Origin of the sequence: Burkholderia sp. HI2500 (genome assembly GCF_002223055.1) — a bacterium.
Taxonomy (GTDB): domain Bacteria; phylum Pseudomonadota; class Gammaproteobacteria; order Burkholderiales; family Burkholderiaceae; genus Burkholderia.
Genome location: NZ_NKFL01000004.1, coordinates 683,899 through 707,925, shown reverse-complemented (window position 1 = coordinate 707,925; position 24,027 = coordinate 683,899). Strand labels below are relative to the sequence as shown.

Sequence of the window (24,027 nt, the reverse complement as noted above, 5' to 3'; positions counted from 1 at the left end):
ATATCGGCGACCTATATATCGAGGCGATCGGGGCGCTTCTTCGCAGAGCCTGACGGGAGATTCTTCCGAGGATAACGATGCCGACCTCCCCGCCCGATTCCGAGAAGCGGTCGAACCGCCCGCCCGTCGCACGCGTCCGGCCCGCCCGGGCGCATGCGGTACTCACTCGCAGGTGTCGAACAAGAGGAACAACATGAAATTCCGTCATTCCCTGCTGTCGGTGTCGATTGCATCCGCGCTTGCCCTCCTCTCGCAACAGGCCGCCCAGGCCGCCGATACGACCGACGTGAAGGTCGGCTTCGCCGCGCCGCTCACCGGCGTGAACGCCGGTTACGGCAAGGACCTGCAGAACGGCGTGCAGCTCGCGCTCGACGATGCCGCCGCGCAGAAAGTGCAGATCGCCGGCAAGCCTGTCCACTTCAACCTCGTCGTGCAGGACGACCAGGCCGACCCGCGCATCGGCGTGCAGGCCGCGCAGGCGCTCGTCGACCAGAACGTGTCGGTCGTGGTCGGCCACTTCAACTCGGGGACGACGATTCCGGCATCGGTCGTCTACGACAAGGCCGGCATCCCGGTGATCGATCCAGCGGCGACCAACCCGACGCTCACCGCGCGCGGGCTCGCGAACATGTTCATGGTGATCGCGACCGACGGCCAGAACGCGGGCAACGCGGGCAAGTACGCGGTCGACGTGACGAAGGCGAAGCGCATCGCGATCATCGACGACCGCACCGCGTTCGGCCAGGGCGAGGCCGACGAGTTCGAGAAGGCCGTGAAGGCGGCGGGCGGGAACCTCATCGGCCGCGAATTCACCAGCAACCAGGCGGTCGACTTCCGCGCGCAGATCACGAGCCTGAAGGCGAAGAATCCCGACCTGATCTTCTTCGGCGGCCTCGATTCGCTCGCCGCGAACTTCATCAAGCAGATGCGCCAGCTCGGGCTGAACGCGCAGTTCGTCGGCGGCGGCGGCGTGAAGGACAACGAGTTCATCAAGATCGCGGGCCCGGCCGCCGAAGGCGCGATGGCGTGGGAATACGGCCGGCCGCTCGACGAGTTGCCGCAAGGGAAGGATTTCGAGGCGCGTTTCAAGAAGCGCTTCGGCGTCGACGTGCTGTCGTACGCGCAGTTCGGCTACGACGCGGCGTGGGCGGCGATCAAGGCGATGCAGGCGGCCGGCTCGACCGACCCGAAGGTCTATCGCCCGGCGCTGAAGAAGATCGACTTCGAAGGCGTGACCGGCCGCATCTCGTTCGCGAACGACGGCTCGCTGAAGAGCGGGATGTCGACGCTGTACCAGGTGAAGAGCGGCGCGTGGAAGACGATCACGACGAAGGGAGGCTGATCGGCGGTGCCGGCGGCCGGCGGCGGCAACGCCGCCCGGCCCCGGCGATCGATGAAGGGAGATCGATCTTGTATGACGACTGATGTTGAGGCGATTCGACCGGCCGGCGGCGCCGTGGGCCGCGCCGCCCGGTGCGTCAGCCGGCCTCGGCTTCGGCCGCCTCGTGCGCGCGGCGCAGCCGTTCGCGGCTGTTGGTGAGGTGCGTGCGCATCGCCGCACGTGCCGCTTCCGGGTCGTGGCGCGCGATCGCCTCGTAGATATCCTCGTGCTCGTGGTTCAGCCGGCCGACGTAGCGCTCCAGATCGTCGCCGGCAAAGCGGGCCGAATTCACGCGCGTGCGCGGAATGATCGACGTGCCGAGCTGCGTCATGATGTCGACGAAATAGCGGTTGCCGGTGGACTGCGCGATCTGCAGGTGGAACTGGAAGTCGAGCTGCGCCGTGTCGCGGCCGCCGCCCGCCCCCGATGCGATCGCGTCGAGCGCGCGCCGCAGCGCGGCCAGGTCAGTATCGTTCGCGCGTTGCGCGGCCAGGCTCGCGCATTCGCTCTCGAGGCTGATGCGCAGCTCCAGCACCGCGAGCACGTCGCGCAGCGTCGTGATCGTCGCCGGGTCGATGCCGAGCGTCTGGCGGCGCGACGGCTCCAGCACGAAGCTGCCGATGCCGTGGCGCGTCTCGATGAGGCCGCTCGCCTGCATCCGCGAGATCGCCTCGCGCACGACCGTCCGGCTCACCCCCTGCGCCGCCATGACTTCGGTTTCGGTCGGCAGCTTGTCGCCGGGACGCAGCGTGCCGTTTTCGATCTGCGCGGTCAGCGCGTCGACGACATCTTGTGCGAGGCTGCGTGCGCGACGGCGCGGCGCTGCGGGAAGCGTAGGCACGGACATGAGGCCGGTTCCTTTTTGAATGATCGTAATGTGAGCCGAGGGTTTACGCGGGGTTTGAGCGAAAGCCGATGATTCATTATACTGCGTCACAAGTCATCCGACGACTGATGATCGAAACACGGATCTCCTGTCGACTCAAGCGAGCACTCCTGCGCCGCCTGGTCCCATGTCTTACGATCAGCCAGCGTTCGCGTTCTGCGCTCCGCTGGTCAGGTTGTCGCTCCCACCCCGTTTCGGGTTGCGTCGACCTGCGGGGCTTGCGCGCCGCGCATGTCGGTTGTCGAATGATCGCACCTCCCGTCGCGCGCGGCAAAGCTTTTGCCGCACGGCATTGCCCACCCTTTCGCCATCGCCGCCCATGAACGCCGTCACTGCCTCGCCCTCCCACGACACGCCGCGTATCGTCGACCTGCAAGCGATTCCGGTCGCCGGCCACGACAGCATGCTGCTCAACCTGAGCGGCGCACACGGCCCGTTCTTCACCCGCAACCTCGTGATCCTGAAGGACAGCGCGGGCCGCACCGGCGTCGGCGAAGTCCCGGGCGGCGAAAGTATCCGACGCACGCTCGACGATGCGCGCGCACTCGTCGTCGGCCAGCCGGTCGGCAATTACCACGCGGTGCTCAACGACGTGCGGCGCACCTTCGCCGACCGCGACGCGAGCGGCCGCGGGCTGCAGACCTTCGACCTGCGCACGACGATCCACGCGGTCACCGCGCTCGAAGCCGCGCTGCTCGACCTGCTCGGCCAGCATCTCGGCGTGCCGGTCGCCGCGCTGCTCGGCGAGGGCCAGCAACGCGAGCGCGTCGAAATGCTCGGCTACCTGTTCTACATCGGCGATCGCACGAAGACCGCACTCGCCTACCGCGACGGCAGCGGCGCGACCGACGACTGGACGCGCGTGCGCGACGAAGCCGCGCTGACGCCCGAGGCCGTCGTGCGGCTGGCCGAGGCCGCGCATGCGCGCTACGGCTTCAACGACTTCAAGCTGAAGGGCGGCGTATTCGAAGGCGCGAGCGAGATCGAGGCCGTGACGGCGCTCGCCGAGCGCTTCCCCGACGCGCGCGTGACGCTCGACCCGAACGGTGCGTGGTCGCTCGACGAGGCCGTGCGGCTGTGCCGCGACCAGCATCACGTGCTCGCGTACGCGGAAGATCCGTGCGGCGCGGAGAACGGCTACTCGGGCCGCGAGGTGATGGCCGAATTCCGCCGCGCGACGGGGCTACCGACCGCCACCAACATGATTGCGACCGACTGGCGGCAAATGGGTCACGCGGTGCAGTTGCAGGCCGTCGACATCCCGCTCGCCGACCCGCACTTCTGGACGATGCAGGGTTCGGTGCGCGTCGCGCAGATGTGCCGCGACTGGGGCCTCACGTGGGGCTCGCATTCGAACAACCATTTCGACGTGTCGCTCGCGATGTTCACGCACGTCGCGGCCGCCGCGCCGGGCCAGGTCACCGCGATCGACACGCACTGGATCTGGCAGGACGGCGAGCGGCTGACGCGCGAACCGCTGAAGATCGAGAACGGGCTGGTGGAAGTGCCGAAACGGCCGGGGCTCGGCATCGATATCGACATGGATGCCGTCGCGGTCGCGCACGAGCTGTACAAGCAGCACGGGCTCGGTGCCCGTGACGACGCGGCGGCGATGCAGTATTTGATTCCGGGCTGGACCTTCAACAACAAGCGCCCCTGCCTCGTGCGCTGAGCGCGGGTGCGGCCGGGCGGCAGGGTCGCCCGGTCGAGCTGGGGCCGGCCCTACCCGGCCGCACCTACCCGGCCAGGCCTAGCCGGCCGCCCCAATCCCCCGCGCCATCCCCGACGCGGCGAACACGATGACGATCACGAGCACCGCCTGCCAATGGCCGATCCGCACATAGGTGCGCGCACGGCCGAGATCAGGCATCTGCTGCTGCCGCGCGGCGATGCGCCACCGGATCAGCCCGAGCATCGGCACGACCTCGAGCAGCAGGATCAGCACGAGCGCGGTCATCTTCAGGTGAAAGAGCGGTTCGTGCAGGTAGTACGCGGCGCCTTTCTCGAAACCGCCGAACGCGCGCATCAGGCCCGTCGCGATCAGCACGAGCGCCGATAGCCCCCACGCGGCATCCGCCTTGAATACGCCGGGCAAGTCGGCCGCCTGCGCCGACGCGATGAGCCGGCGCAACGCGCGGTTACGCCCCGCAATCGCGGCAAACGCGACGCCGAACGCACTCAGGTGAACGGCAGCCAGCAACCAACGGACGATCATCTCGCCTCCTTGTCGCCCGCACGCCGTGCGCGGGCCTTGTCAGACGATCTGCTTGAGCGCGGCGTCGAGCGCGAGCACCGCGACGCGGTCGCCTTCGGTCGCGAGCGGCGCGCGCATGACGATCTGCCGGTTATGGCCGACGGCCGCCGGCGAATCCCACAGCAGTTCGACCTTCGGCCGATTGAACAGGCTGCCGCGGCGCGGCGGCACGACGGCCGGCTGCGCGTCCGCGGCACCGTCGCCTGCGGCAGGCGCCGCCCGGCCGGGCCAGCGCACCGACAGTTCGCGCGCGTCGTATTGGCCAACCTTGCGGCTTTCCATCCACACGATCGCGGTGCGCGTCAGCACGTCGAGCGAAATCGCATAACGGCCGACCGCGAAGCGGCGGGCGGCCACGTTGGTCCGCCACAGCGGCCGCGGGCGGCAGATCCAGACGATCGCCGCATAAAGCGCCGGTGCGGCGACAAGCCAGCCGTTGGTCGCCGTCACCGCCTGCAGCGCGAGGCGCCAGCCGTCCACCCAGACGAACATGCCGATCGACCAGACCGCGAACAGCAAACCGATCAGCGCGAACACGCGCAGCGCCTGGCGCAGCCATTGCGGCAGCGGATGGAACGGCCGTTCGGCGCGCGCGACGGCGCCCGGCAGCGCGAGCAGCAGGAAGATCAGGAGAAGGTAGATGAACGCCCAGGGTGACGACACCATCGCCGACAGCGACGAGCGATAGCCCATCTGGGACATCGAGAACAGCCAGCGCGCGAGCAGCACGAGACCGATCGCACGCAACGCGAAGATCACACCGGCGCCGGGGGCCGGCGCTGCGCGCGTGGATTTCGTTCTCGCCAAGACTGCTCTCCTCTGGTTATTCGTGCGGGGCCGGATTTCACGGCACGGCCATTATAGGGACATTACCGTCTGGACAGACGGACGGATGCCCTGCCGGGCCGCTTCGGGGGCCGTTCGCAGCGTCGGGCGCGGCGAGAATACAACAGATCCGCGCCGTGGATGTGACAACGCCCCGCCGGGAACCCGGACGGGGCGTCGATGGCAAGCCGCGCGCCGCAGCGCGGCGGCGGCCCGCAATCAGCTTGCGTTGACTTCGCGCAGCACCGTGCGACGCTTCTGGCGCAGCAGTTCCTCGTAGCCTTTCACGTAGTTCTGCGCCATCACCTTCGACGAGAAGCGGGCTTCGAACGCGGCGCGGACCTTCTCGCGCGGCAGCGTATCGAGGCGCTTGAGCGCGGCAACGGCCGACAGCTCGTCTTCGACGACGAAGCCCGACACGCCGTTGTCGATCACTTCCGGCACCGAGCCGCGCTTGAACGCGATCACCGGCGTGCCGCAGGCCATCGCCTCGATCATCACCAGGCCGAAGGGCTCCGGCCAGTCGATCGGGAACAGCAGCGCATGCGCGTTGCCGAGGAATTCGGTCTTTTCCGACTCGCTGATTTCGCCGATGTACTCGACGTGCGGCAGCGCGAACAGCGGCTTGATCTTCTCTTCGTAGTACGCGCGGTCAGCCTTGTCGAGCTTCGCGGCGATCTTGATCGGCAGGCCGGCCTGCTCGGCGATGCGGATCGCCGTGTCGACGCGCTTCTCCGGCGAGATGCGGCCCAGGAACGCGAGGTAGCTCGGCTTGACGTTCGGGATCGGCGTCAGCAGGTTTTCCGGCAGGCCGTGGTAGACGGTCGACAGCCAGTTCGCCTGCGGCAGCGGGATGCGCTGGTTGTCGGAGATCGACACGACCGGCACGTCGCTGAATGCGTTGAAGATCGGCTGCAGTTCCGGCAGGTCGAGACGGCCGTGCATCGTCGTCAGATGCGGGACCGGCTGGCGCGAGAACAGCGAGAACGGGTAGTAGTCGATGTGGCAGTGCAGGACATCGAACTCTTCCGCGCGGCGGCGCACCTGCTCGAGCAGCAGCATGTGCGGGGCCATCACGTCGCGGATCGTCGGGTCGAGGCGCAGCGCCTGCGGCCAGCAGGCTTCGAGCTTCGCGGAGGTTTGCGAATCGCCGCTCGCGAAGAGCGTGACGTCATGCCCCATCTCGACAAGTGCTTCGGTGAGGTAGGACACCACTCGCTCGGTGCCGCCGTACAGTTTCGGGGGCACCGCTTCGTGCAACGGAGCGATTTGGGCGATTCGCATGCGTAACTCCTAAAAAATCGGCTAAAAACCAGGTATGGGTCGGCAACCTGCCGGCGGTCCGGGCTGGATGCAGGTCGTCCGAAGATCGGACGAATCAGCCTGCCGGGGGCGTCGAACCCGCGCTGCTCAAGGAGCGTCGGCGACGCGACAGGCATAGAACGTTTGAAACGAAGACCCGTTGACAGGGGTTCGTAAAAAACCTGGAATCGAACCCGGAGCCGATTATCTAGGGTTAATCCCGATACGGCGCACAACATTTCAAACACTTTACTTTGTTACAAAGGTGCAACACTTTGCAACCCGCGGACTTGGGCGTCCGTTCTAGAGTGGAAGGCCCTTTTGGCATTCCTTGACCCCGTGACCGCCGGCAGCGTGATTCCGGCACATGAGGCAGGACGGGATGCCGGATTTTATCTCAAAATCGACCGCGAGCCCCTGGCCAAGGCAAGATTCGCGCAGCGCGACACGCGGGCTTGTTTACAATGCCGGATTATTCAGTCCGGGCGAACGCCGGCCTGCGATCCAGCCGCCACGCTCACTCACCGAATCACCGCACGCATATTTTGGAATCTCTCACCCCTGCCCAGCGCAACGCCCACAACGCGAAGCTGTCGAGCTACGCGCATCGACCGATCGCGTTCCTGTTCCGCTACATCCGCCTGCATCCCGTCGCCCACCTGATCGTGCTCGGCAGCGTGCTGGCCGCCGTCGGCTGCGCGCTCGGCTCGCAATACGCGATCAAGCACCTGATCGACGTGCTGGCGACCGGGCGGCATCACCCCGGCCCGCTGTGGAGCGCGTTCGCGCTGCTCGTCGGGCTGATCGCGGCCGACAACCTGCTGTGGCGCGTCGGCGGCTGGTTCGCCGCGCACACGTTCGTCGCGGTCACCGGCGACCTGCGGCGCGACCTGTTCCAGTACCTGATCGGCCATTCGCCCACCTACTACGCCGAAAAGCAGCCCGGCACGCTGGCGAGCCGCATCACGGCCACGTCGAACGCGGTCTACACGTCGGAGAACACGATGGCGTGGAACGTGCTGCCGCCGTGCATCGCGGTGATGGGCGCGATCCTGATGATCATCGTCGTCAATCCGATGATGGCGGCCGGCCTGCTCGGCTGTTCGGCCGTGCTGTCCGTCATCCTGTTCAAGCTCGCCGGGCGCGGCTCGGCCCGCCATCACGCGTTCGCGGCGAAGGCCGCGGCGGTCGACGGCGAGCTCGTCGACGTGATCGGCAACATGGGCCTCGTGCGTGCGTTCGGGATGACGCTGCGCGAGCAGAAGCGCTTCGGCGCGACGGTCAAGGCCGAGATGGATGCGCGCCAGCAGAGCCTGCTCTATCTCGAGAAGCTGCGCCTGCTGCACGCGGTGATCACCGCGATGCTGTCCGCCGGCCTGCTCGGCTGGGCGCTGTGGCTGTGGGATCAGGGCCGCGCGACGTCGGGCGACATCGTGCTCGTCAGCTCGCTCGGCTTCACGATCCTGCACGGCACACGCGATCTCGCGGTCGCGCTCGTCGACGTCACGCAGCACATCGCGCGCCTGTCCGAGGCGGTCAAGACGCTGCTCGAGCCGCACGGGATGCCGGACAGCTCCGACGCGCAGCCGCTGTCGGCCAAGGGCGGCCGCGTCGATTTCGAGCGCGTGACGTTCGCGTATCCGCACCGCCGCGCGATCCTCGACCACTTCGAACTCCATATCGAGCCGGGCCAGCGCGTCGGCCTGATCGGCAAGTCGGGCGCCGGCAAGTCGACCGTGCTTGCGCTGCTGCAGCGCTTCTACGACACGCAGGACGGCGCCGTGAAGGTCGACGGCCAGGACGTGAAGACGATTACGCAGGACAGCCTGCGCCACGCGATCGCGCTCGTGCCGCAAGACATCTCGCTGCTGCACCGGACGATCTACGACAACATCGCGTACGGCCGCCCCGACGCGACTCGCGAGGAAGTGCTCGCCGCCGCGCGCGACGCCCGCTGCGCGGAGTTCATCGAAGCGATGCCGGAAGGCTATGACACGATCGTCGGCGACCGCGGCGTCAAGCTGTCGGGCGGCCAGCGCCAGCGTATCGCGATCGCGCGCGCGATCCTGAAGGATGCGCCGATCCTGCTGCTCGACGAAGCGACGTCCGCGCTCGACAGCGCATCCGAGGAAGCGATCCAGAGCGCGCTCGACCGCCTGATGGTCGGCCGCACGGTGATCGCGATCGCCCACCGCCTGTCGACGCTGCGCAACTTCGACCGGATCATCGTGATGAACAACGGCAAGGTGATCGACGACGGCCCGCCCGACGTGCTGCGCAACCGTCCGGGCCTGTACCGCGACCTGCTCGCGAAACAGCACGGCCGCCACCACCCGGCCCCCGACGGCAGCACGCCGACCGGCGAACGCGTGGCCTGACACACCGGTCCGCAGCCGACAAAAAAGCCGCAGTGCGCGTCGCACTGCGGCTTTTTCATTGCTCGATGAACCGCCGGTTACGCGTGCTGCAGATCGCGCAGGAAGTTGTCGCGCCACACCGACACGTTGTTCTCGCGCAGCTGCGCGATCATGTCCGTATAACGCGCGCGCCGCTCGGCGAGCGGCATCGTCAGCGCCTGCGACAGCGCATCGGCCATCCCGTCGATATCGATCGGATTGACGATCAGCGCCCCGGTCAGCTCGCGTGCGGCACCGGCGAAGCGCGACAGCACGAGCACGCCCGGATCGTCCGGATTCTGCGCGGACACGTACTCCTTCGCGACGAGGTTCATCCCGTCGCGCAGCGGCGTCACGTAGCCGACCCGCGCGAGCCGGTACAGCGCGGCGAGCAGCTGGCGGTCGTACTGGCGATGGATATAGAGGATCGGCGCCCAGTCGAGCTCGGCGAAGCGTCCGTTGATGCGCCCCGACTCCCCTTCGAGCTGCAGGCGGATGTCCTGGTACGCGCGCAGTTCCGCGCGGGTCGACGGCGCGATCTGCAGGAACGACACGCGATTGCGATGCGACGGCTCGTGCTCGAGCAGCTTCTCGAACGCGCGAAAGCGCTCGACGAGCCCCTTCGAGTAATCGAGCCGGTCGACGCTCATGATCAGCTTGCGGCCGCGCAGCGAGGTCGCGAGCGTACGCACCGCCTTGCCGTGCTCGCCGGCCTGCGCGAGCGACGCGATCTCGTCCGGATGCACGCCGATCGGATAGGCGGCCGCGCGCAGCGTCCGGCCGAATGCGTGCACCGTCGCCAGGTGGCCGTCGCGCTCGATCGCGCCGTCCGCTTCCGACTCGACGTAGTCGCAGAACGCGCGCAGGTCGGGTTCGGTCTGGAAGCCGAGCAGGTCGAACGCGCACAGCGACTCGACGAGGTCGCGATGCGGCGGCACGCTGACGAGCACCTGCGCAGCCGGAAACGGGATGTGCAGGAAGAAGCCGATGCGGTTCTTCACGCCGGCCGCACGCAGCGCGCGCGCGAACGGGATCAGGTGATAGTCGTGCACCCAGATCACGTCGTCGTCCTGCAGCAGCGGCACGAGCTGCTGGGCGAGCCACACGTTCACGCGGCCATAGCCTTCGAACTCGTGACGGTCGTACTGGATCAGGTCGGTGCGGTAGTGAAACGCGGGCCACAGCGTCGCGTTCGAGAAGCCGCGGTAATACTGGTCGTAGTCGCGCCGCGACAGGCCGATGGTCGCGAACGTGACCGGCCCGTGCTCCTCGACGCGGATCTGCGGCGCACCGGACGCGACGACCTCGCCGCTCCAGCCGAACCACATGCCGCCCGTCTCCTTCAGCGCATCGTAGACGCCGATCGCGAGGCCGCCCGCTGCCGGTTCGCCTTCCGAAATCGGCGCGACGCGGTTTGAAACAATGATGAGGCGACTCATGCGTCCGGCTGCTCCGCACCGAGCCAGCGCGCGATCTGCTCATGCAGCGCGTCGACCGAATCGAGCCGCGTGCGGGCAGACGTCTCGCCCGCGCCGACCTTGATCGACAGGCCGCCGCGCGCGTTGACCACCGCGAAGCCCTTCTCGTCGGTCAGGTCGTCGCCCGCGAACACGGGCACGCGCCCCGCGAACGGCGGCTCGTCGAGGAACGCAGCGAGCGCGCGCCCCTTGTCGACGCCTTTCGGCTTGATCTCGAACACCATCTTGCCGGGCTGCAGCACATACGCATCGGCATAGTCGGCGACGAGGCGCTCGGTGGCCGCGCGTGCCGCCGCCTCGCGCTCGGGCGCGTTGCGGTAGTGCAGCGCGACGGCCGCGCCCTTGATTTCGAGCAGCATGCCCGGATGACGGTCGACGACGGCCGCCAGCTCGCGCTCGATGCGCAGCAGGCGTTCGTCGTTGAAGCCGATGCGCTGCGTGTCGCCGTTCGCATCGCGGCGCTCCGCGCCGTGCAGGCCGGCGATCGGCATGCCGGGCATCTTCAGGAACGTGTCGATGTTGTCGATGCCGCGCCCGGACACGATCGCGACCGCGCCGTGCGAGCGGCGCCGCAGCTCGTCGAGCAGCGTCAGCAGCGACGGCGGAACATGAATGCTGTCGGGCGTCGGCGCCAGTTCGACGAGCGTGCCGTCGAAGTCGAAGAAGAACGCGGTATCGGTCAGGGACAGGGAAGCCGGAACGGATTGCATCGATTCGATAGTGTGAGGGCCGGCCGGCAAACGCCGGGCGGCCGCTGCGCGAATGGAATTGTGCGCATCTTACCGCGCCTGCGCATCGAGATGGGCGAAACCGGTGCGGCGCCGGCATCGCGCCGCGGCTTGCGTCAACTGCGACATATTGCCCCGCTCGCCCGCGGCGTACGGGTTTCGAAAGGACGCGGGCGCGCGAATTGCGCTACAGTCGCAACCGCCTGCCGCGCGACGCATGGCGCCGCGCCGGCCGGCCAACCTTCCGTCCGATCGAGCCCCAGGATGTCGTCTGCCTGCACCACGCCGCACCGGCGCTTCTCCCGCCTCATCCGCACGGCCGCGGCCCTCGCCGCCGCCGTGGCGCTCGCCGCGTGCACGCACGACGAGCCGCGCTGGAACCTGACCAACGTTACCGGCCACCTGCCCGACCTGTCGTTCACGCTGACGGGCGGCGACGGCCATCCCGTCGACGCCGACGCGTTCCACGGCCAGGTCGCGCTCGTCTACTTCGGCTACACGCACTGCCCCGATGTCTGCCCCGAAACGATGGCGCGGCTGATGGAAGTGCTGGCGAAGCTTGGCCCGCAGGCCAACAACGTGCGCATCCTGTTCGTCTCGGTCGACCCTGCACGCGACACGCCGCAGGCAATGCAATCGTATGTCGCCGCGTTCGACGCCGCGCATGCGCGCGGCCTGACCGGCACCGACCGCCAGATCGAATCGCTCGCGAAGCGCTATCGCGTCGCGTACCAGATGGAAAAGCGCGATCCGTCCGGCGGCTACGAAGTCACGCACAGCTCGGCCGTCTACATCTTCGACGCGAGCGGCCGCGCCCGCCTGCTGGCGACCGACCGCGACTCGCCCGACGCCATCGCCGCCGATCTGCGCCGGATCATCGACACCGCCTCCACGACCTGAATGCATCCCGACATGAAAACGAAAACGACCCTCAAGACACTCGCCCTCCTCGCCGCGCTGTTCGCAGGCGCCCACGCGTATGCCGCCGGCGCGGTCACCGCGCAGAACGCCTGGGTGCGCTGGCTGCCGAACAAGGTGCCGGCCGGCGGCTACGTGACGCTCGTGAACACGAGCGACAAGCCGGTCGATCTCGTCGACGTCGACAGCCCCGACTACGGGATGGCGATGCTGCACCAGACCGTCTCGAACGGCTCGACGCAGAAAATGGAAATGGTCGACAAGCTGACGATCCCCGCGCGCGGCAAGGTCGATATCGCGCCGGGCGGCTACCACTTCATGCTCGAGGAGCCGAAGCACGCGATCAAGCCGGGCGACACCGTGCACCTGCGCCTGAAATTCTCCGACGGCGCAACGGTCGATGCGCCGTTCGCCGTGAAATCGCCGGCCCAGGCGAAGTGATGCGCGCGCGATGAACCTCCTGTACTGGCTCGATCCGTGGGAACCGTCGCCCACCGTGGTGATCGCGGTGCTGACCGCCGCCGTGCTGTTCGCACGCGGCGTGAAGAAGGCGAAGGTGTCGCCGCTGCGGCAGTTCTCGTTCTGGTTCGGGCTAACGGCGCTCTACATCGCGCTGCATACGCGGCTCGACTATTTCTTCGAGCACGAGTTCTTCCTGCACCGCGCGCAGCACCTCGTGCTGCACCACCTCGGGCCGTTCTTCATCGCGCTGTCCTATCCGGGCGCGGCGATGCGCGCGGGCATCCCGTTTCGCTGGCGGCAGCGTTTCGTGCGCCCCGCGCTCGCGTGGGCGCCCGTGCGCGCGACGCTCGACGTGGTGTTCCATCCCGTCGTCGCGGTCGTGCTGTTCGTCGGGCTGATCTATTTCTGGCTGCTGTCGCCGATCCATTTCATCGCGATGCTCGACTGGCGTCTCTATCGCGTGATGAACTGGAGCATGGTGATCGACGGGCTGCTGTTCTGGTGGCTCGTCGTCGATCCGCGTCCCGCGCCGCCCGCGCGGTTGTCGCCGGGCCGCCGGATCCTGATCGTCGTCGCGGCGATCCCGCCGCAGATCGCGCTCGGCGCGCTGATCTTCTTCACGCCGCACGAGCTGTATCCGATCTATTCGATTTGCGGCCGTGCGTTCACGTGGCTGAGCCCGCTGCGTGACCAGCAGATCGGCGGCCTGCTGCTGTGGATTCCCGGCTCGATGATGAGCGTGATCGGCGCGCTGATCGCGCTGCGCCACTGGCTGCGGCTGTCCGCGCGCGGCCGCCTGATCGATGAACGTGCCGCGCAGCGCGCGAACCGGCCGCCGGTGGCGCACGCCGCGCACTGACTGCTGCGCGGCGCGGCGCGGCGCATCGCGCATTACGCGCGTGCGCTGCTCATCCACACGTGCGGGATGCCGTCCTCGTCGTGCACGTCCGAACTCGGCGTGAAGCCGAATGCGCCGTAAAAACGCTGCAAGTGGGCCTGCGCATGCAGGCTCACCGGCGTCTCCGGCCACTGCGCGCGGATATGCTCGAGCGCGCGCGACAGCAGCCCGTTGCCGAGGCCCGCGCCGCGAAACGCGGCGGTCGTCAGCACGCGGCCGATGCGTACGTCGGTGTTCTGCGCATCGGGCAGCAGCACCCGCAGATAGCCGGCCAGGCGGCCTGCCGGATCGAAGGCGGCCAGGTGCCATGCAGCCTGGTCCGCATCGTCGATGTCGCGATACACGCAGTTCTGCTCGACGACGAACACCGCGCTGCGTGCTTCGAGGATCGAATAGACTTCACGCGCCGTCAGCGCGTCGAAGGATTTCCAGCGCCAGTCGAGATCGGCGGCGCTCGGGGATGCAGCGGATGCGTTCATGGTCGGTCCTGATTCGGGCGCGCCGGCCGGCGCGCGGCAATCGACGATTATGCCTCGAAGCGCACGCGCCGCGCGACCGACTGCCCGCGCATAAAAACAGACCCCGCATTGCGCGGGGCCTGTCCGTCATGCCGGCATCTGGCCGAAGCGGCCGCTGTTGAAGTCCTCGATCGCGGTACGAATCTCCGCTTGCGAGTTCATCACGAACGGCCCGTAACCGACGACGGGTTCGTCGATCGGTTCGCCGCTCAGGATCAGCAGCTTCGCGTCGCCGTTCGCTTCGATCTCGACGTCGCTGCCTTCGCGGCCGAGCTGCACGAACTGCGCTTCGCGGGCGACCGTTTCGCCGTTCACCTGCACGGTACCGCTCAGCACGACCACCGCGAGCGTGCGCCCTTCGGCGACCGGGAACCGCGCATGGCCGCCGGCCACGAGCCGCACGTCCCACACGTCGATCGGCGTATGCGTGCGGGCCGGCCCGCGCCGCCCGTCGAGTTCACCCGCGATGATCCGCGCGCGCCCCGCGCCGTCCGGCAGCTCCACCACGGGGATGTCGGCGTTCAGCAGCGTCTGGTAGCCGGGCGCCCCCATCTTGTCCGCGGCGGGCAGGTTCACCCACAGCTGCACCATCTCGAGCGGGCCACCCCGCTGCGTGAACCCTTCCGAGTGGAATTCCTCATGCAGGATCCCGCTCGCGGCCGTCATCCACTGCACGTCGCCCGGGCCGATCACGCCGCCCGCGCCGGTCGAGTCGCGGTGCGCGACCTCGCCGTCATAGACGATCGTCACCGTTTCGAACCCGCGGTGCGGATGCTGGCCGACACCGCGCGGTGCCGAGGCCGAGCCCGGCTCGAACGTGGTCGGGCCGGCGTAATCGAGCAGCAGGAACGGGCTCAGGTGCGCGCCGTGGGACTGGTAGCTGAACATCGAACGCACCGGGAAACCGTCGCCGACCCAATGGCCGCGCGGCGCACTGTACACACCCTGGATCTTCTTCATTGCCTTCTCCGAATTGCGGCGAAACACGTGTTTCGCATCCTGGGTAGAAATATAGTGGTGGAACGATCGATCCGGTAGACTGCCAAAATCGCACGCAGCGTTCCATTTCATGAACGATAAAGCGCGGGATCTGAACGATCTCTATTACTTTGTACAAGTCGTCGAACACGGCGGCTTCGCACCGGCCGGGCGGGCGCTGGACATGCCGAAATCGAAGCTGAGCCGCCGCATCGCGCTGCTCGAGGCGCGGCTCGGGATGCGGCTGATCCAGCGCTCGACGCGCCGCTTCACGGTCACCGACGTCGGACAGACCTATTACGCGCATTGCCGCGCGATGCTCGTCGAGGCCGATGCCGCCGACGAGGCGATCGCGCTGCTGCACGAGGAGCCGCGCGGCATCGTGCGCGTCAGTTGCCCGATCGTGCTGCTCGATTCGCTGGTCGGCACGATGATCGCCGCGTTCATGGTCGCGTGCCCGCGCGTCGAAATTCACCTTGAAGCGACCAACCGGCGCGTCGACGTGGTCGGTGAAGGAATCGACGTCGCGATCCGCGTGCGCCCGCCGCCGCTCGAAGACAGCGATCTCGCGCTGCGCGTGCTGGCCGAGCGCGGCCAGTGCCTCGTCGCAAGCCCGGCGCTGCTGCGCGAGCATGGCGCCCCGGCCGTTCCCGCCGATCTCGCGCGCCTGCCGAGCCTCGATCACGGCGCCCCGCAGTCCGCGCACGTGTGGCGGCTGCGCGGGCCCGACGGTGCTCACGCGGAAATTCATCACCAGCCGCGCTTCGTGACGGGCGGCATGCTCGCGCTGCGCGCGGCAGCCGTCGCGGGCGTCGGCATCGTGCAGTTGCCGACGATGATGGTGCGCGATGAGGTCGCGCGCGGCGAGCTGGTGACCCTGCTGCCCGACTGGGCGCCGCGTCGAGAAATCGTGCATGCGGTGTTCGCGTCGCGCCGGGGATTGCTGCCCGCGGTGCGCGCCCTGCTCGATTTTCTCGCGGAGCGGTTTGCTGAACTCGAACCTGATTGAGCGCGCCGCTTCACGCGTGACCGGGCGCTGCAAACCCTGCGCGCGTGCCGTAGACTGCGGTACGCGCATCGCGCATTCCACAACCCTGATCGCTTTCCCGCCATGTTCACGCTGTCCAACGACCCCAACGCCTCCAAGGCCGATCAATACGCGACGCTCGTCGAGCAGGCACGCGCGCTCGTCGAGTCCGAACGCGACCTGACCGCGAACGCGGCCAACTTCTCCGCGCTGGTCTACCACTCGCTCGACCGTCTCAACTGGGCCGGCTTCTACTTCTTCGACGGGACGGAACTCGTGGTCGGGCCGTTCCAGGGCAAGCCCGCCTGCGTGCGGATCGCGCTCGGCAAGGGCGTGTGCGGCACGGCCGCGCAGACGCGCGAAACGCAGGTCGTGCGCGACGTGCATGACTTCCCCGGCCATATCGCGTGCGACGCCGCCTCGGAATCGGAAATCGTCGTGCCGCTGGTGGCCGCCGACGGCACGCTGATCGGCGTGTGGGACGTCGACAGCCCGGTCGCCGCGCGCTTCGACGACGAAGACCGCAAGGGGATGGAAGCGCTGTGCCGCATGTTCGTTGAATCCGCATGGCAGAAGGCGCGCAGTTGAGCGGCGGCCGGGCCGCGCTCCGCCACCAAGCAACCGTTCGCCGCGTTCGCGCGTAAATCGCGCCGCGCTTCGCGACCTCGAACGAAAACGAAACGGGCCCCGCAAAGGGGCCCGTTCCACTGTGCCACCGCACCACCCTTCGTGGCGCACTGCATGCGTCAGGCGGCGTGCGTGCCCGACAGCGCCGGGAACGCCTGCGGCTTCGCGTCCTCGGTCAGCACCTCGAAGCCCGTTTCCGTCACGACGACCATGTGCTCCCATTGTGCCGACAGCGAATGGTCCTTCGTGACCACCGTCCAGCCGTCCGCCAGCATGCGCGTGTCTCGCTTGCCCGCGTTGAGCATCGGCTCGATCGTGAAGATCATCCCCGGCCGGAGCGGCACGCCGGTGCCCGGGCGGCCGTAGTGCAGCACCTGCGGCTCGTCGTGATAGACGTCGCCGATGCCGTGCCCGCAGTACTCGCGAACCACGCTGAATCCTTCACGATGCGCGACCTGCTGGATCGCGTAGCCGACGTCGCCGAGCGTCGCACCCGGACGCACCGCGCGAATGCCCGCGTGCATCGCCTCATAGGTCGTCGCGACGAGGCGCCGCGCGAGCTCGTTCGGTTCGCCGACGAAATACATGCGGCTCGTATCGCCGAACCAGCCGTCCTTGATCACCGCGATGTCGAGGTTCACGATGTCGCCGTCGCGCAGCGGCCGCGACGTCGGAATGCCGTGACACACGACGTGATTGACCGACGCGCACACGGTTTTCGGAAAGCCGTGATAGCCGATGTTCGCCGGTATCGCGCCGAGCACGTCGACGATGTAGTTGCGGCAGAGCGCGTCCAGCTCGTCGGTGGTGACACCCGGCTTCACATGCTCGGTAATCATCGTCAGCACCTGCGACGCGAGCTTCGCGGCTTCACGCGACTTGGCGATTTCCGCGGCGCCGCGGATCGGGATTTCTCGTTTCGCCATTACGCCACCTGCTCGATGCCGTGCTCGACCGGTTCCGCCGGCCCCGTCTCACCGCCCCGCGCTTCGGCCTCGATCAGCATCCGGCAGATATCGCCGTAGGACAGCGCCGGATTGAGTTCCGACAGCATCCCGACGCGCAGCCAGTGTTCGGCCTGCGCGTTGATCGAGCGGCTCAGCGCCGTGCTGGTCGAGCGCAGCCGCTCGTGCATGTGCTCGGAAATCTTGATGATGCCCATATATCCCCAATTAAACGAAACGTAGTCGATTCGTATATTACGCCGCGCACGACTGCCGAGCAAGCCGTTCGAGTTCCGTCGAGCCGCCTGAGGTCGACCCCGTTGACATCGAATTCCAGTTTGCTGGAAAATAAATCCATCATGAAAGAATCAGCAACCGCCGTTGCCGACGACACCGGCATCAACGAACGCATCGCCCGGCGCGTACGCGACCTGCGCACCGTGCGAGGCTACACGCTCGATGCGCTGGCCGCGCGCTCCGGCGTCAGTCGTTCGATGATCTCGCTCATCGAACGCGCTTCGGCCAGCCCGACGGCCGTCGTGCTCGACAAGCTCGCGGCCGGCCTCGGCGTATCGCTGGCCGGCCTGTTCGGCGGCGACCAGGACGACACGCCCGCGCAGCCGCTGGCCCGCCGCGCGCAGCAGGCCGAATGGCGAGATCCGGCGTCCGGCTATGTGCGCCGCAACCTCTCCCCGGCCGGCTGGCCGTCGCCGATCCAGCTCGTCGAGGTGGATTTCCCGCCCGGTGCACGCGTCGCGTACGACAGCGGCGGACGTGAAAGCGCGCTGCATCAGCAGGTGTGGGTCATCAGTGGCCGCGTCGACGTCACGTTCGGCGACGCACTTCACGAACTTCACGAAGGCGACTGCCTGGCCATGCGGCTCGACCAGCCGCTGATTTTCAGCAATCCGTCGTCGCATGCCGCGCGCTATGTCGTCGCGATCTGCGATGCGTCTGCCGCCGCCGGCGTGCGGAACCCCTGATGAGCGCGTCGTCGCAGCAGCGATGCGCGCGCCCTATTTATTGCCTACAGGAGCCGGTATGAATTCCCCGAAACAGCGCGACGACGTCCGCCTGATCGATTGCAGCGAGGCCGAGCATGCGCCGGCCATCCTCGAGATCCTGAACGACGCGATCGCGAACTCGACCGCGCTGTACGACTACAAGCCGCGTCCGCCGGAAGCGATGGTCGCGTGGTTCGCGGCGAAGCGCGCGGGCGGCTTCCCGGTCATCGGCGCGGTCGACGCGTCGGGCACGCTGCTGGGCTTTGCGAGCTGGGGCACGTTCCGCGCGTTTCCCGCCTTCAAGTACACGGTCGAACACAGTGTGTACGTGCATCGCGACCAGCGCGGCCGCGGGCTGGGCGAGGTGCTGCTGCGCGAGGTAGTCCGGCGCGCGCGCGAAGCGCAGGTGCACGTGGTGGTCGGCTGTATCGATGCGACCAATGCGGGAAGCATCGCACTGCATACGAAGCTCGGATTCGCGCACTCGGGCACGATCACGCAGGCGGGATTCAAGTTCGGCCGGTGGCTCGACGCGGCGTTCTATCAGCTGACGCTCGACACGCCGGCGCAGCCGGTGGATGGTTGATCGCCCGCAGGCCGTCGCATGCACCATGCACGACGGCCGCAAGCGATGCAGAAAAAAGAAAAGCCCCGCCGAAGCGGGGCTTTTTCTCTTTCTACCTGGAGGCGCGAGCCGGAGTCGAACCGGCCTAAACGGCTTTGCAGGCCGCTGCATAACCGCTTTGCTATCGCGCCAAAAGCGGACTGTGCGAATGCCGTGAGGCAAGCGACAGATTTTTATTCGAGGACTGAAAGTCCATCAAATAAAAAGGGAAGCGTGGCTTCCCCATTACTTGGAGCGGGAGACGAGTCTCGAACTCGCGACCTCAACCTTGGCAAGGTTGCGCTCTACCAACTGAGCTACTCCCGCATTGTCCTGCATCTGCAGCGCTTCGCCGTACAACACGCTGCCAGAAAAATCTGGAGCGGGAGACGAGTCTCGAACTCGCGACCTCAACCTTGGCAAGGTTGCGCTCTACCAACTGAGCTACTCCCGCATGTGTCCTGCATCTGCAGCGCTTTGCCGTACAACACGCTGCCAGAAAAAATCTGGAGCGGGAGACGAGTCTCGAACTCGCGACCTCAACCTTGGCAAGGTTGCGCTCTACCAACTGAGCTACTCCCGCGTATTGCTGCGCTACTGCTTCCCCGTCACACACTTACTTCGTCGTGCAGCGGAGAAGCGAGATTATGTCGAAGGCACATTCGTGTGTCAAGGGCTTTTCCAGCCCTTTTTACAAAAACCTGCTCGACCGGACGCATCACGCGCCGCCGCGCTCGCGAATCTGCGGCCATGCAAGCTTCATGTAGTACAGCATCGACCAGATCGTCAGCACCGCCGCGAGATACATCAGCCATTCGCCCCACACGCGCGTGTCGATCGTCGCGACGCCGAGCGGCAGCGGCCCGTAGAACAGCAGCATCGGAATCGCGACCATCTGGCATGCGGTCTTGAACTTGCCGAGCTGGTTCACCGCGACGCTCTTCGACGCGCCGATCTGCGCCATCCACTCGCGCAGCGCCGAAATCGCGATCTCGCGCCCGACGATTACGAGTGCGATTGCCGCGTCGACCCGCGAAATCTGTACGAGGATCAGCAGCGCGGCCGTCACCATCAGCTTGTCCGCCACCGGATCGAGAAATGCGCCGAACGACGATGTCTGGTTCCACTTTCGTGCCAGGTAGCCGTCGAACCAGTCCGTCAGCGCCGCAAGAATGAAGATCGCCGCCGCCGCGAGATTGCGGTGCGCGCCGCCCATCACCGTGTCCGGCAGATAGAACACGCCGACGACGAGCGGAATCAGCACGATCCGTACCCACGTCAGGAAAATCGGGAAATTGAACGGCATGGCATGCGGGACAGTAAAGGATTCGCAATTGTGCCGTGTCGACCGGCCTGCCACAAGAACGCTGGCAACGCGGCCGGCCGCACGGCCGCGTCAGTGAAGCTGCTTGTAGATCTGCTCGGCGAGCGCGTGCGAGATGCCCTCCACGCTCGCGAGTTCCTCGACGCTCGCGGCAACCACGCCGCGCAACCCGCCGAACCGCGCGAGCAGCCGCTGCCGGCGCTTCGCGCCGACGCCCTCGAGTTCCTCGAGCCGCGATGTCTGGCGAGCCTTCGCCCGCTTGGCACGCATACCGGTGATCGCGAAGCGGTGCGCCTCGTCGCGGATCTGCGCGACGAGCATCAGCGCGGCGCTTTCCTTGCCGAGTTCGAGCGGCGTGCGGCCGTCCGCGAACACGAGCGTCTCGAGGCCGACCTTGCGCCCCTCGCCTTTCGCGACGCCGACCAGCATCGACGTGTCGAGGCCGAGCTCGGTGAACACCTGGCGCGCGATTTCGACCTGACCCTTGCCGCCGTCGATCAGCACGATGTTCGGTAGCAGGCTCGACGCCTCGGCCTGGCGCGTCGACTCGCCGTCGATGCCGGCCGCATCGTCGGCGGCAGCCGCTTGCGCGGCCTGCTCGACCATCTTCTCGTAGCGGCGCGTGAGCACCTGCCGCATCGCCGCGTAGTCGTCGCCCGGCGTGATCCCGGTGATGTTGTAGCGGCGGTATTCGCCCGACTGCATCTTGTGATGGTGGTAGACCACGCACGACGCCTGCGTCGCCTCGCCCATCGTATGGCTGATGTCGAAGCATTCGATCCGCAGCGTCGCGAGATCGTCGCATTCGTAGCTGAGCGTCTCCGCGAGCGCACGCGTGCGCGCCTGCTGCGAGCCCTGCTCGGACAGCAGCCGCATGAGCGCGATCTGCGCATTCTGCTCGGCCATCGACAGCCACGCGCGCCGCTGCCCCTGCGGCTGCCGCACCAGCGACACCTTGTGGCCGGCCTGCTCGGACAGCAACTCGAGGAGGTCGCGGCTCGCGGGCGCATGGCTCACGACCAGCACCGGCGGCACGCGGTTGCCGAGATAGTGCTGCGCGATGAACGCGTCGAGCACTTCGGCCTCGACCGACGCCACCGCGTCACCGCGCGTGCGGCCGGGTTCTTCCGCGGGCAGGTCGGGCAATACATCGGCGGACGCATCGGCCGCCTCCGCCAGCTCGGACTCGTCGCCGATCCCGCCCTCGGCGAGCGTCAGCGCGCTTTCGACGTGCGTCGGGAAATACGCCTTGTCGCCGAGATGCCGGCCGCCGCGCACCATCGCGAGGTTCACGCACACGCGCCCGCCTTGCGCGACGACGGCCAGGATGTCGACGTCGCTGTCGCTGCCGACCTCGATCGCCTGCTGGTGCAGCACCGTCGCGAGCGAGCTCATCTGGTTGCGCACGGCCGCCGCCTGCTCGAATTTCAGTTCGGCCGCGAACGCGTGCATCTTCTGCTCGAGCTCCTTCATCACTTCGGACTGCCGGCCGAGCAGGAAACGCGCGGCATTCGATACGTCGATCGCGTAATCCTCGTCGGAGATCGCGCCGACGCACGGCGCCGTGCAGCGCCCGATCTGGTGCAGCAGGCACGGTCGCGTGCGGTTGTTGAAGACCGAATCCTCGCAGGTGCGCAGCTGGAACACGCGCTGCAGGATCTGGATGCTCTCGCGCACGGCCCAGGCACTCGGGAACGGCCCGAAATACTGGTTCTGCTTGTCGACCGAGCCGCGGTAGTAGGCCATCCGCGGAAAACGGTGCGCGGTGAGCTTCAGGTACGGATACGACTTGTCGTCGCGAAACAGGATGTTGTAGCGCGGCGCGAGCGCCTTGATCAGGTTGTTCTCGAGCAGCAGCGCCTCGGCCTCCGAGCGCGTGACGGTCGTCTCGATGCGTGCGATGCGCGTGACCATCATCGCGATGCGCGGCGACAGCTGCGTCTTCGTGAAATAGCTCGATACGCGCTTCTTCAGGTCGCGCGCCTTGCCGACATAGAGCACGGCGCCCGCCGTGTCGTAATAGCGATAGACGCCCGGCATGTGCGGCAATTGCGCAAGGATCTTCTTCGGTTCGAACGGGGTATCGGAAGCTTCAGGGGATGTCATGCGTGATCCGGGCGCCTTGTAACGCGGAACGGGTCTATTAGAATCGCCAGTTTAGAGCATTCACCGGCCCGCTTCGATGCCCCGCACCACCGCTGCCCCCCTGCCCGCCACGCCGCTCGCGCCGGGCGAACCGATTGCCTGCGACCTCTTCTGTACGGTGATCGACAATTTCGGCGACATCGGCGTCTGCTGGCGCGTCGCGCGCCAGCTCGCGCACGAGCACGGCTGGCAGGTTCGCCTGTTCGTCGACGACCTGCGCACATTCGCGCGCCTGCTGCCCGGGGTCGATCCCGACGCGGGGCGGCAGACGGTCGACGCGATCGTGATCGAGCACTGGCATGCGCAAGCCGGCGACGCGCTGGAGATCGCCGATGTCGTGATCGAAGCGTTCGCGTGCGAGCTGCCCGGCGCGTATCTCGCGGCGATGGCGCGACGCGAACGGCGCCCGGTGTGGATCAACCTCGAATACCTGAGCGCCGAAGACTGGGTCGCCGATTTCCATCTGCGGCCGTCGCCGCATCCGCGCTATCCGCTGCTGAAGACGTTTTTCTTCCCCGGCCTGTCGGCCGGCACCGGCGGCGTCCTGAAGGAGCATGACCTCGATGCGCGCCGCACCGCCTTCGAAGCCGACGCGGCGGCGCGCGATGCCTGGTGGCAGCGCGCGACCGGCGGCGCGCCGCCGGCCCCTGGTACGACGGTCGTCAGCCTGTTCGCGTACGAGAATCCGGCCGTCGACGCGCTGCTCGCGCAGTGGCGCGACGGCCCGACACCGGTCGTCGCGCTCGTGCCGGCCGGCCGCGTGTCGCCTGCCGTTGCGCGTTTTTTCGGGGTCGAGTCGTTCGGCGCGGGCACGGATGCGCGCAGCGGCAACCTGACTGCTCACGGGCTCGCGTTCGTCCCTCAGGCCGACTACGATCCGTTGCTGTGGGTGGCCGACGTCAATTTCGTGCGCGGCGAGGATTCGTTCGTCCGGGCGCAGTGGGCCCGCAAACCGTTCGTGTGGCACATCTACCCGCAGGCCGACGACGTGCATCTGCCGAAGCTCGACGCGGCGCTCGCGCACCTGTCGGCCGGCCTCGCCGACGCGCCGCGCGCGGCGCTCGAGCGGTTCTGGCATGCATGGAACGGCGTCGGCACGCCCGACTGGGCCGATTTCTGGCAGCACCGCGCCGCACTGGACGCCAACGCGGCCCGCTGGGCCGATGCGCTCGCGGCCGTCGGCGATCTCGCCGGAAAGCTGGCGGAATACGCAAAATCTCAGTTAAAATAAGCGGTTATCCGACGGCTGACCAGGCAAGCGCTCGCTTTTGGCGTCCACCGGAATGCACCGCTTGGCGCCTCACCCGTTGCGCAACGCTCAGGCACCT

At 67.5% G+C, this 24,027-nt stretch carries 23 protein-coding genes and 4 tRNA genes; 11 read left to right on the top strand and 16 right to left on the bottom strand.

The features are described 5' to 3' along the window. Nucleotides 1-193 precede the first annotated feature (193 nt). Nucleotides 194-1,342, top strand: coding sequence for a branched-chain amino acid ABC transporter substrate-binding protein (locus CFB45_RS05950; protein WP_089424875.1), 1,149 nt, complete (start codon nt 194-196; stop codon nt 1,340-1,342). Between the two features lie 136 nt (nt 1,343-1,478). Here CFB45_RS05950 and CFB45_RS05945 read toward each other — a convergent pair whose 3' ends face one another. Further along, complete coding sequence (locus CFB45_RS05945) at nt 1,479-2,228, bottom strand: FadR/GntR family transcriptional regulator (RefSeq protein WP_069247513.1); 750 nt, start codon at nt 2,226-2,228, stop codon at nt 1,479-1,481. A gap of 358 nt (nt 2,229-2,586) precedes the next feature. Between CFB45_RS05945 and gudD the strand changes: the two genes are divergently transcribed. Further along, the gene (gene gudD, locus CFB45_RS05935; RefSeq protein ID WP_039348297.1) at nt 2,587-3,939 is read left to right on the top strand and encodes a glucarate dehydratase; all 1,353 of its coding nucleotides are present in this window, start codon (nt 2,587-2,589) and stop codon (nt 3,937-3,939) included. Nucleotides 3,940-4,017: 78 nt separating this feature from the next. Here gudD and CFB45_RS05930 read toward each other — a convergent pair whose 3' ends face one another. The 3 genes from CFB45_RS05930 to CFB45_RS05920 form a co-directional block, all read right to left on the bottom strand. Then, on the bottom strand, nt 4,018-4,482 hold the full coding sequence (locus tag CFB45_RS05930; protein WP_089424873.1) for a DUF2214 family protein: 465 nt from the start codon (nt 4,480-4,482) through the stop codon (nt 4,018-4,020). Between the two features lie 39 nt (nt 4,483-4,521). Continuing rightward, nucleotides 4,522-5,328 carry a hypothetical protein gene (locus tag CFB45_RS05925; RefSeq protein ID WP_089424872.1) on the bottom strand — a complete coding sequence of 269 codons (807 nt, stop codon included), beginning with the start codon at nt 5,326-5,328 and terminating at the stop codon, nt 4,522-4,524. Between the two features lie 237 nt (nt 5,329-5,565). Further along, on the bottom strand, nt 5,566-6,630 hold the full coding sequence (locus tag CFB45_RS05920) for a glycosyltransferase family 4 protein (RefSeq protein ID WP_006476459.1): 1,065 nt from the start codon (nt 6,628-6,630) through the stop codon (nt 5,566-5,568). Between the two features lie 563 nt (nt 6,631-7,193). Here CFB45_RS05920 and CFB45_RS05915 point away from each other — a divergent pair. Next, on the top strand, nt 7,194-9,026 hold the full coding sequence (locus tag CFB45_RS05915; protein WP_089424871.1) for an ABC transporter ATP-binding protein: 1,833 nt from the start codon (nt 7,194-7,196) through the stop codon (nt 9,024-9,026). A 77-nt stretch (nt 9,027-9,103) separates the two neighbouring features. Here CFB45_RS05915 and otsA read toward each other — a convergent pair whose 3' ends face one another. Beyond that, nucleotides 9,104-10,483, bottom strand: coding sequence for an alpha,alpha-trehalose-phosphate synthase (UDP-forming) (gene otsA / locus CFB45_RS05910; RefSeq protein ID WP_089424870.1), 1,380 nt, complete (start codon nt 10,481-10,483; stop codon nt 9,104-9,106). Further along, nucleotides 10,480-11,232 (bottom strand): trehalose-phosphatase, encoded by a 753-nt coding sequence (gene otsB, locus CFB45_RS05905; RefSeq protein WP_089424869.1) that lies wholly within the window; start codon nt 11,230-11,232, stop codon nt 10,480-10,482. The genes otsA and otsB overlap by 4 nt, the downstream gene beginning before the upstream one ends. A gap of 282 nt (nt 11,233-11,514) precedes the next feature. Here otsB and CFB45_RS05900 point away from each other — a divergent pair, with 282 nt between their 5' ends. From CFB45_RS05900 to CFB45_RS05890, 3 genes are read left to right on the top strand one after another with little or no spacing between them, the layout of a single operon-like run. Continuing rightward, the gene (locus tag CFB45_RS05900; RefSeq protein WP_089424868.1) at nt 11,515-12,150 is read left to right on the top strand and encodes an SCO family protein; all 636 of its coding nucleotides are present in this window, start codon (nt 11,515-11,517) and stop codon (nt 12,148-12,150) included. Nucleotides 12,151-12,162: 12 nt separating this feature from the next. Next, on the top strand, nt 12,163-12,609 hold the full coding sequence (locus CFB45_RS05895; RefSeq protein ID WP_089425871.1) for a copper chaperone PCu(A)C: 447 nt from the start codon (nt 12,163-12,165) through the stop codon (nt 12,607-12,609). A 10-nt stretch (nt 12,610-12,619) separates the two neighbouring features. Beyond that, the gene (locus tag CFB45_RS05890; protein WP_089424867.1) at nt 12,620-13,489 is read left to right on the top strand and encodes a cytochrome c oxidase assembly protein; all 870 of its coding nucleotides are present in this window, start codon (nt 12,620-12,622) and stop codon (nt 13,487-13,489) included. A 32-nt stretch (nt 13,490-13,521) separates the two neighbouring features. Here the strand turns inward: CFB45_RS05890 and CFB45_RS05885 are convergent, their stop codons facing one another. Both CFB45_RS05885 and CFB45_RS05880 read right to left on the bottom strand, forming a co-directional pair. Next, nucleotides 13,522-14,007, bottom strand: coding sequence for a GNAT family N-acetyltransferase (locus tag CFB45_RS05885; RefSeq protein ID WP_089424866.1), 486 nt, complete (start codon nt 14,005-14,007; stop codon nt 13,522-13,524). 126 nt (nt 14,008-14,133) lie between these two features. Then, nucleotides 14,134-15,006 (bottom strand): pirin family protein, encoded by an 873-nt coding sequence (locus tag CFB45_RS05880; RefSeq protein ID WP_089425870.1) that lies wholly within the window; start codon nt 15,004-15,006, stop codon nt 14,134-14,136. A 109-nt stretch (nt 15,007-15,115) separates the two neighbouring features. Between CFB45_RS05880 and CFB45_RS05875 the strand changes: the two genes are divergently transcribed. Both CFB45_RS05875 and CFB45_RS05870 read left to right on the top strand, forming a co-directional pair. After that, complete coding sequence (locus tag CFB45_RS05875) at nt 15,116-16,033, top strand: LysR family transcriptional regulator (protein WP_089424865.1); 918 nt, start codon at nt 15,116-15,118, stop codon at nt 16,031-16,033. Nucleotides 16,034-16,135: 102 nt separating this feature from the next. Beyond that, nucleotides 16,136-16,639, top strand: a complete 504-nt coding sequence (locus tag CFB45_RS05870; protein ID WP_089424864.1) for a GAF domain-containing protein — start codon at nt 16,136-16,138, stop codon at nt 16,637-16,639. A 158-nt stretch (nt 16,640-16,797) separates the two neighbouring features. Here CFB45_RS05870 and map read toward each other — a convergent pair whose 3' ends face one another. Both map and CFB45_RS05860 read right to left on the bottom strand, forming a co-directional pair. Beyond that, entirely contained in the window at nt 16,798-17,604 is an 807-nt protein-coding gene (gene map, locus CFB45_RS05865) for a type I methionyl aminopeptidase (RefSeq protein ID WP_089424863.1), read from the bottom strand. Next, entirely contained in the window at nt 17,604-17,840 is a 237-nt protein-coding gene (locus CFB45_RS05860; protein ID WP_069247499.1) for a ParD-like family protein, read from the bottom strand. The genes map and CFB45_RS05860 overlap by 1 nt, the downstream gene beginning before the upstream one ends. A gap of 141 nt (nt 17,841-17,981) precedes the next feature. Here CFB45_RS05860 and CFB45_RS05855 point away from each other — a divergent pair, with 141 nt between their 5' ends. Then, the gene (locus CFB45_RS05855) at nt 17,982-18,605 is read left to right on the top strand and encodes a helix-turn-helix domain-containing protein (protein WP_089424862.1); all 624 of its coding nucleotides are present in this window, start codon (nt 17,982-17,984) and stop codon (nt 18,603-18,605) included. A gap of 58 nt (nt 18,606-18,663) precedes the next feature. Continuing rightward, nucleotides 18,664-19,212: a GNAT family N-acetyltransferase gene (locus tag CFB45_RS05850; RefSeq protein ID WP_089424861.1), complete on the top strand. Its 549-nt coding sequence runs from the start codon at nt 18,664-18,666 to the stop codon at nt 19,210-19,212. A 96-nt stretch (nt 19,213-19,308) separates the two neighbouring features. Here CFB45_RS05850 and CFB45_RS05845 read toward each other — a convergent pair. The 6 genes from CFB45_RS05845 to uvrC form a co-directional block, all read right to left on the bottom strand. After that, nucleotides 19,309-19,382: transfer RNA gene (locus CFB45_RS05845), tRNA-Cys, on the bottom strand. Between the two features lie 99 nt (nt 19,383-19,481). Then, nucleotides 19,482-19,557, bottom strand: a tRNA-Gly gene (locus CFB45_RS05840). A 51-nt stretch (nt 19,558-19,608) separates the two neighbouring features. After that, a tRNA-Gly gene (locus tag CFB45_RS05835) sits at nt 19,609-19,684 on the bottom strand. Between the two features lie 53 nt (nt 19,685-19,737). Then, nucleotides 19,738-19,813 (bottom strand) — tRNA-Gly (locus CFB45_RS05830). 135 nt (nt 19,814-19,948) lie between these two features. After that, on the bottom strand, nt 19,949-20,536 hold the full coding sequence (gene pgsA, locus CFB45_RS05825; RefSeq protein ID WP_011351424.1) for a CDP-diacylglycerol--glycerol-3-phosphate 3-phosphatidyltransferase: 588 nt from the start codon (nt 20,534-20,536) through the stop codon (nt 19,949-19,951). Between the two features lie 90 nt (nt 20,537-20,626). Next, on the bottom strand, nt 20,627-22,660 hold the full coding sequence (gene uvrC / locus CFB45_RS05820; RefSeq protein ID WP_089424860.1) for an excinuclease ABC subunit UvrC: 2,034 nt from the start codon (nt 22,658-22,660) through the stop codon (nt 20,627-20,629). Nucleotides 22,661-22,736: 76 nt separating this feature from the next. Here uvrC and earP point away from each other — a divergent pair, with 76 nt between their 5' ends. Then, nucleotides 22,737-23,930, top strand: a complete 1,194-nt coding sequence (earP, locus tag CFB45_RS05815; RefSeq protein WP_089424859.1) for an elongation factor P maturation arginine rhamnosyltransferase EarP — start codon at nt 22,737-22,739, stop codon at nt 23,928-23,930. The last annotated feature ends 97 nt before the right edge of the window (nt 23,931-24,027 follow it).

Excerpts from the sequence above, each read along its gene's own strand:
- CFB45_RS05880 (WP_089425870.1), bottom strand. The coding sequence starts at position 15,006 with ATGAAGAAGATCCAGGGTGTGTACAGTGCGCCGCGCGGCCATTGGGTC.
- map (WP_089424863.1), bottom strand. The coding sequence starts at position 17,604 with ATGGCGAAACGAGAAATCCCGATCCGCGGCGCCGCGGAAATCGCCAAG.
- earP (WP_089424859.1), top strand. The coding sequence starts at position 22,737 with ATGCCCCGCACCACCGCTGCCCCCCTGCCCGCCACGCCGCTCGCGCCG.
- uvrC (WP_089424860.1), bottom strand. The coding sequence starts at position 22,660 with ATGACATCCCCTGAAGCTTCCGATACCCCGTTCGAACCGAAGAAGATC.
- CFB45_RS05870 (WP_089424864.1), top strand. The coding sequence starts at position 16,136 with ATGTTCACGCTGTCCAACGACCCCAACGCCTCCAAGGCCGATCAATAC.
- CFB45_RS05875 (WP_089424865.1), top strand. The coding sequence starts at position 15,116 with ATGAACGATAAAGCGCGGGATCTGAACGATCTCTATTACTTTGTACAA.
- otsA (WP_089424870.1), bottom strand. The coding sequence starts at position 10,483 with ATGAGTCGCCTCATCATTGTTTCAAACCGCGTCGCGCCGATTTCGGAA.
- gudD (WP_039348297.1), top strand. The coding sequence starts at position 2,587 with ATGAACGCCGTCACTGCCTCGCCCTCCCACGACACGCCGCGTATCGTC.
- CFB45_RS05930 (WP_089424873.1), bottom strand. The coding sequence starts at position 4,482 with ATGATCGTCCGTTGGTTGCTGGCTGCCGTTCACCTGAGTGCGTTCGGC.
- CFB45_RS05950 (WP_089424875.1), top strand. The coding sequence starts at position 194 with ATGAAATTCCGTCATTCCCTGCTGTCGGTGTCGATTGCATCCGCGCTT.
- CFB45_RS05850 (WP_089424861.1), top strand. The coding sequence starts at position 18,664 with ATGAATTCCCCGAAACAGCGCGACGACGTCCGCCTGATCGATTGCAGC.
- CFB45_RS05900 (WP_089424868.1), top strand. The coding sequence starts at position 11,515 with ATGTCGTCTGCCTGCACCACGCCGCACCGGCGCTTCTCCCGCCTCATC.
- pgsA (WP_011351424.1), bottom strand. The coding sequence starts at position 20,536 with ATGCCGTTCAATTTCCCGATTTTCCTGACGTGGGTACGGATCGTGCTG.
- CFB45_RS05855 (WP_089424862.1), top strand. The coding sequence starts at position 17,982 with ATGAAAGAATCAGCAACCGCCGTTGCCGACGACACCGGCATCAACGAA.
- CFB45_RS05895 (WP_089425871.1), top strand. The coding sequence starts at position 12,163 with ATGAAAACGAAAACGACCCTCAAGACACTCGCCCTCCTCGCCGCGCTG.
- CFB45_RS05890 (WP_089424867.1), top strand. The coding sequence starts at position 12,620 with ATGAACCTCCTGTACTGGCTCGATCCGTGGGAACCGTCGCCCACCGTG.
- CFB45_RS05945 (WP_069247513.1), bottom strand. The coding sequence starts at position 2,228 with ATGTCCGTGCCTACGCTTCCCGCAGCGCCGCGCCGTCGCGCACGCAGC.
- otsB (WP_089424869.1), bottom strand. The coding sequence starts at position 11,232 with ATGCAATCCGTTCCGGCTTCCCTGTCCCTGACCGATACCGCGTTCTTC.
- CFB45_RS05860 (WP_069247499.1), bottom strand. The coding sequence starts at position 17,840 with ATGGGCATCATCAAGATTTCCGAGCACATGCACGAGCGGCTGCGCTCG.
- CFB45_RS05920 (WP_006476459.1), bottom strand. The coding sequence starts at position 6,630 with ATGCGAATCGCCCAAATCGCTCCGTTGCACGAAGCGGTGCCCCCGAAA.
- CFB45_RS05885 (WP_089424866.1), bottom strand. The coding sequence starts at position 14,007 with ATGAACGCATCCGCTGCATCCCCGAGCGCCGCCGATCTCGACTGGCGC.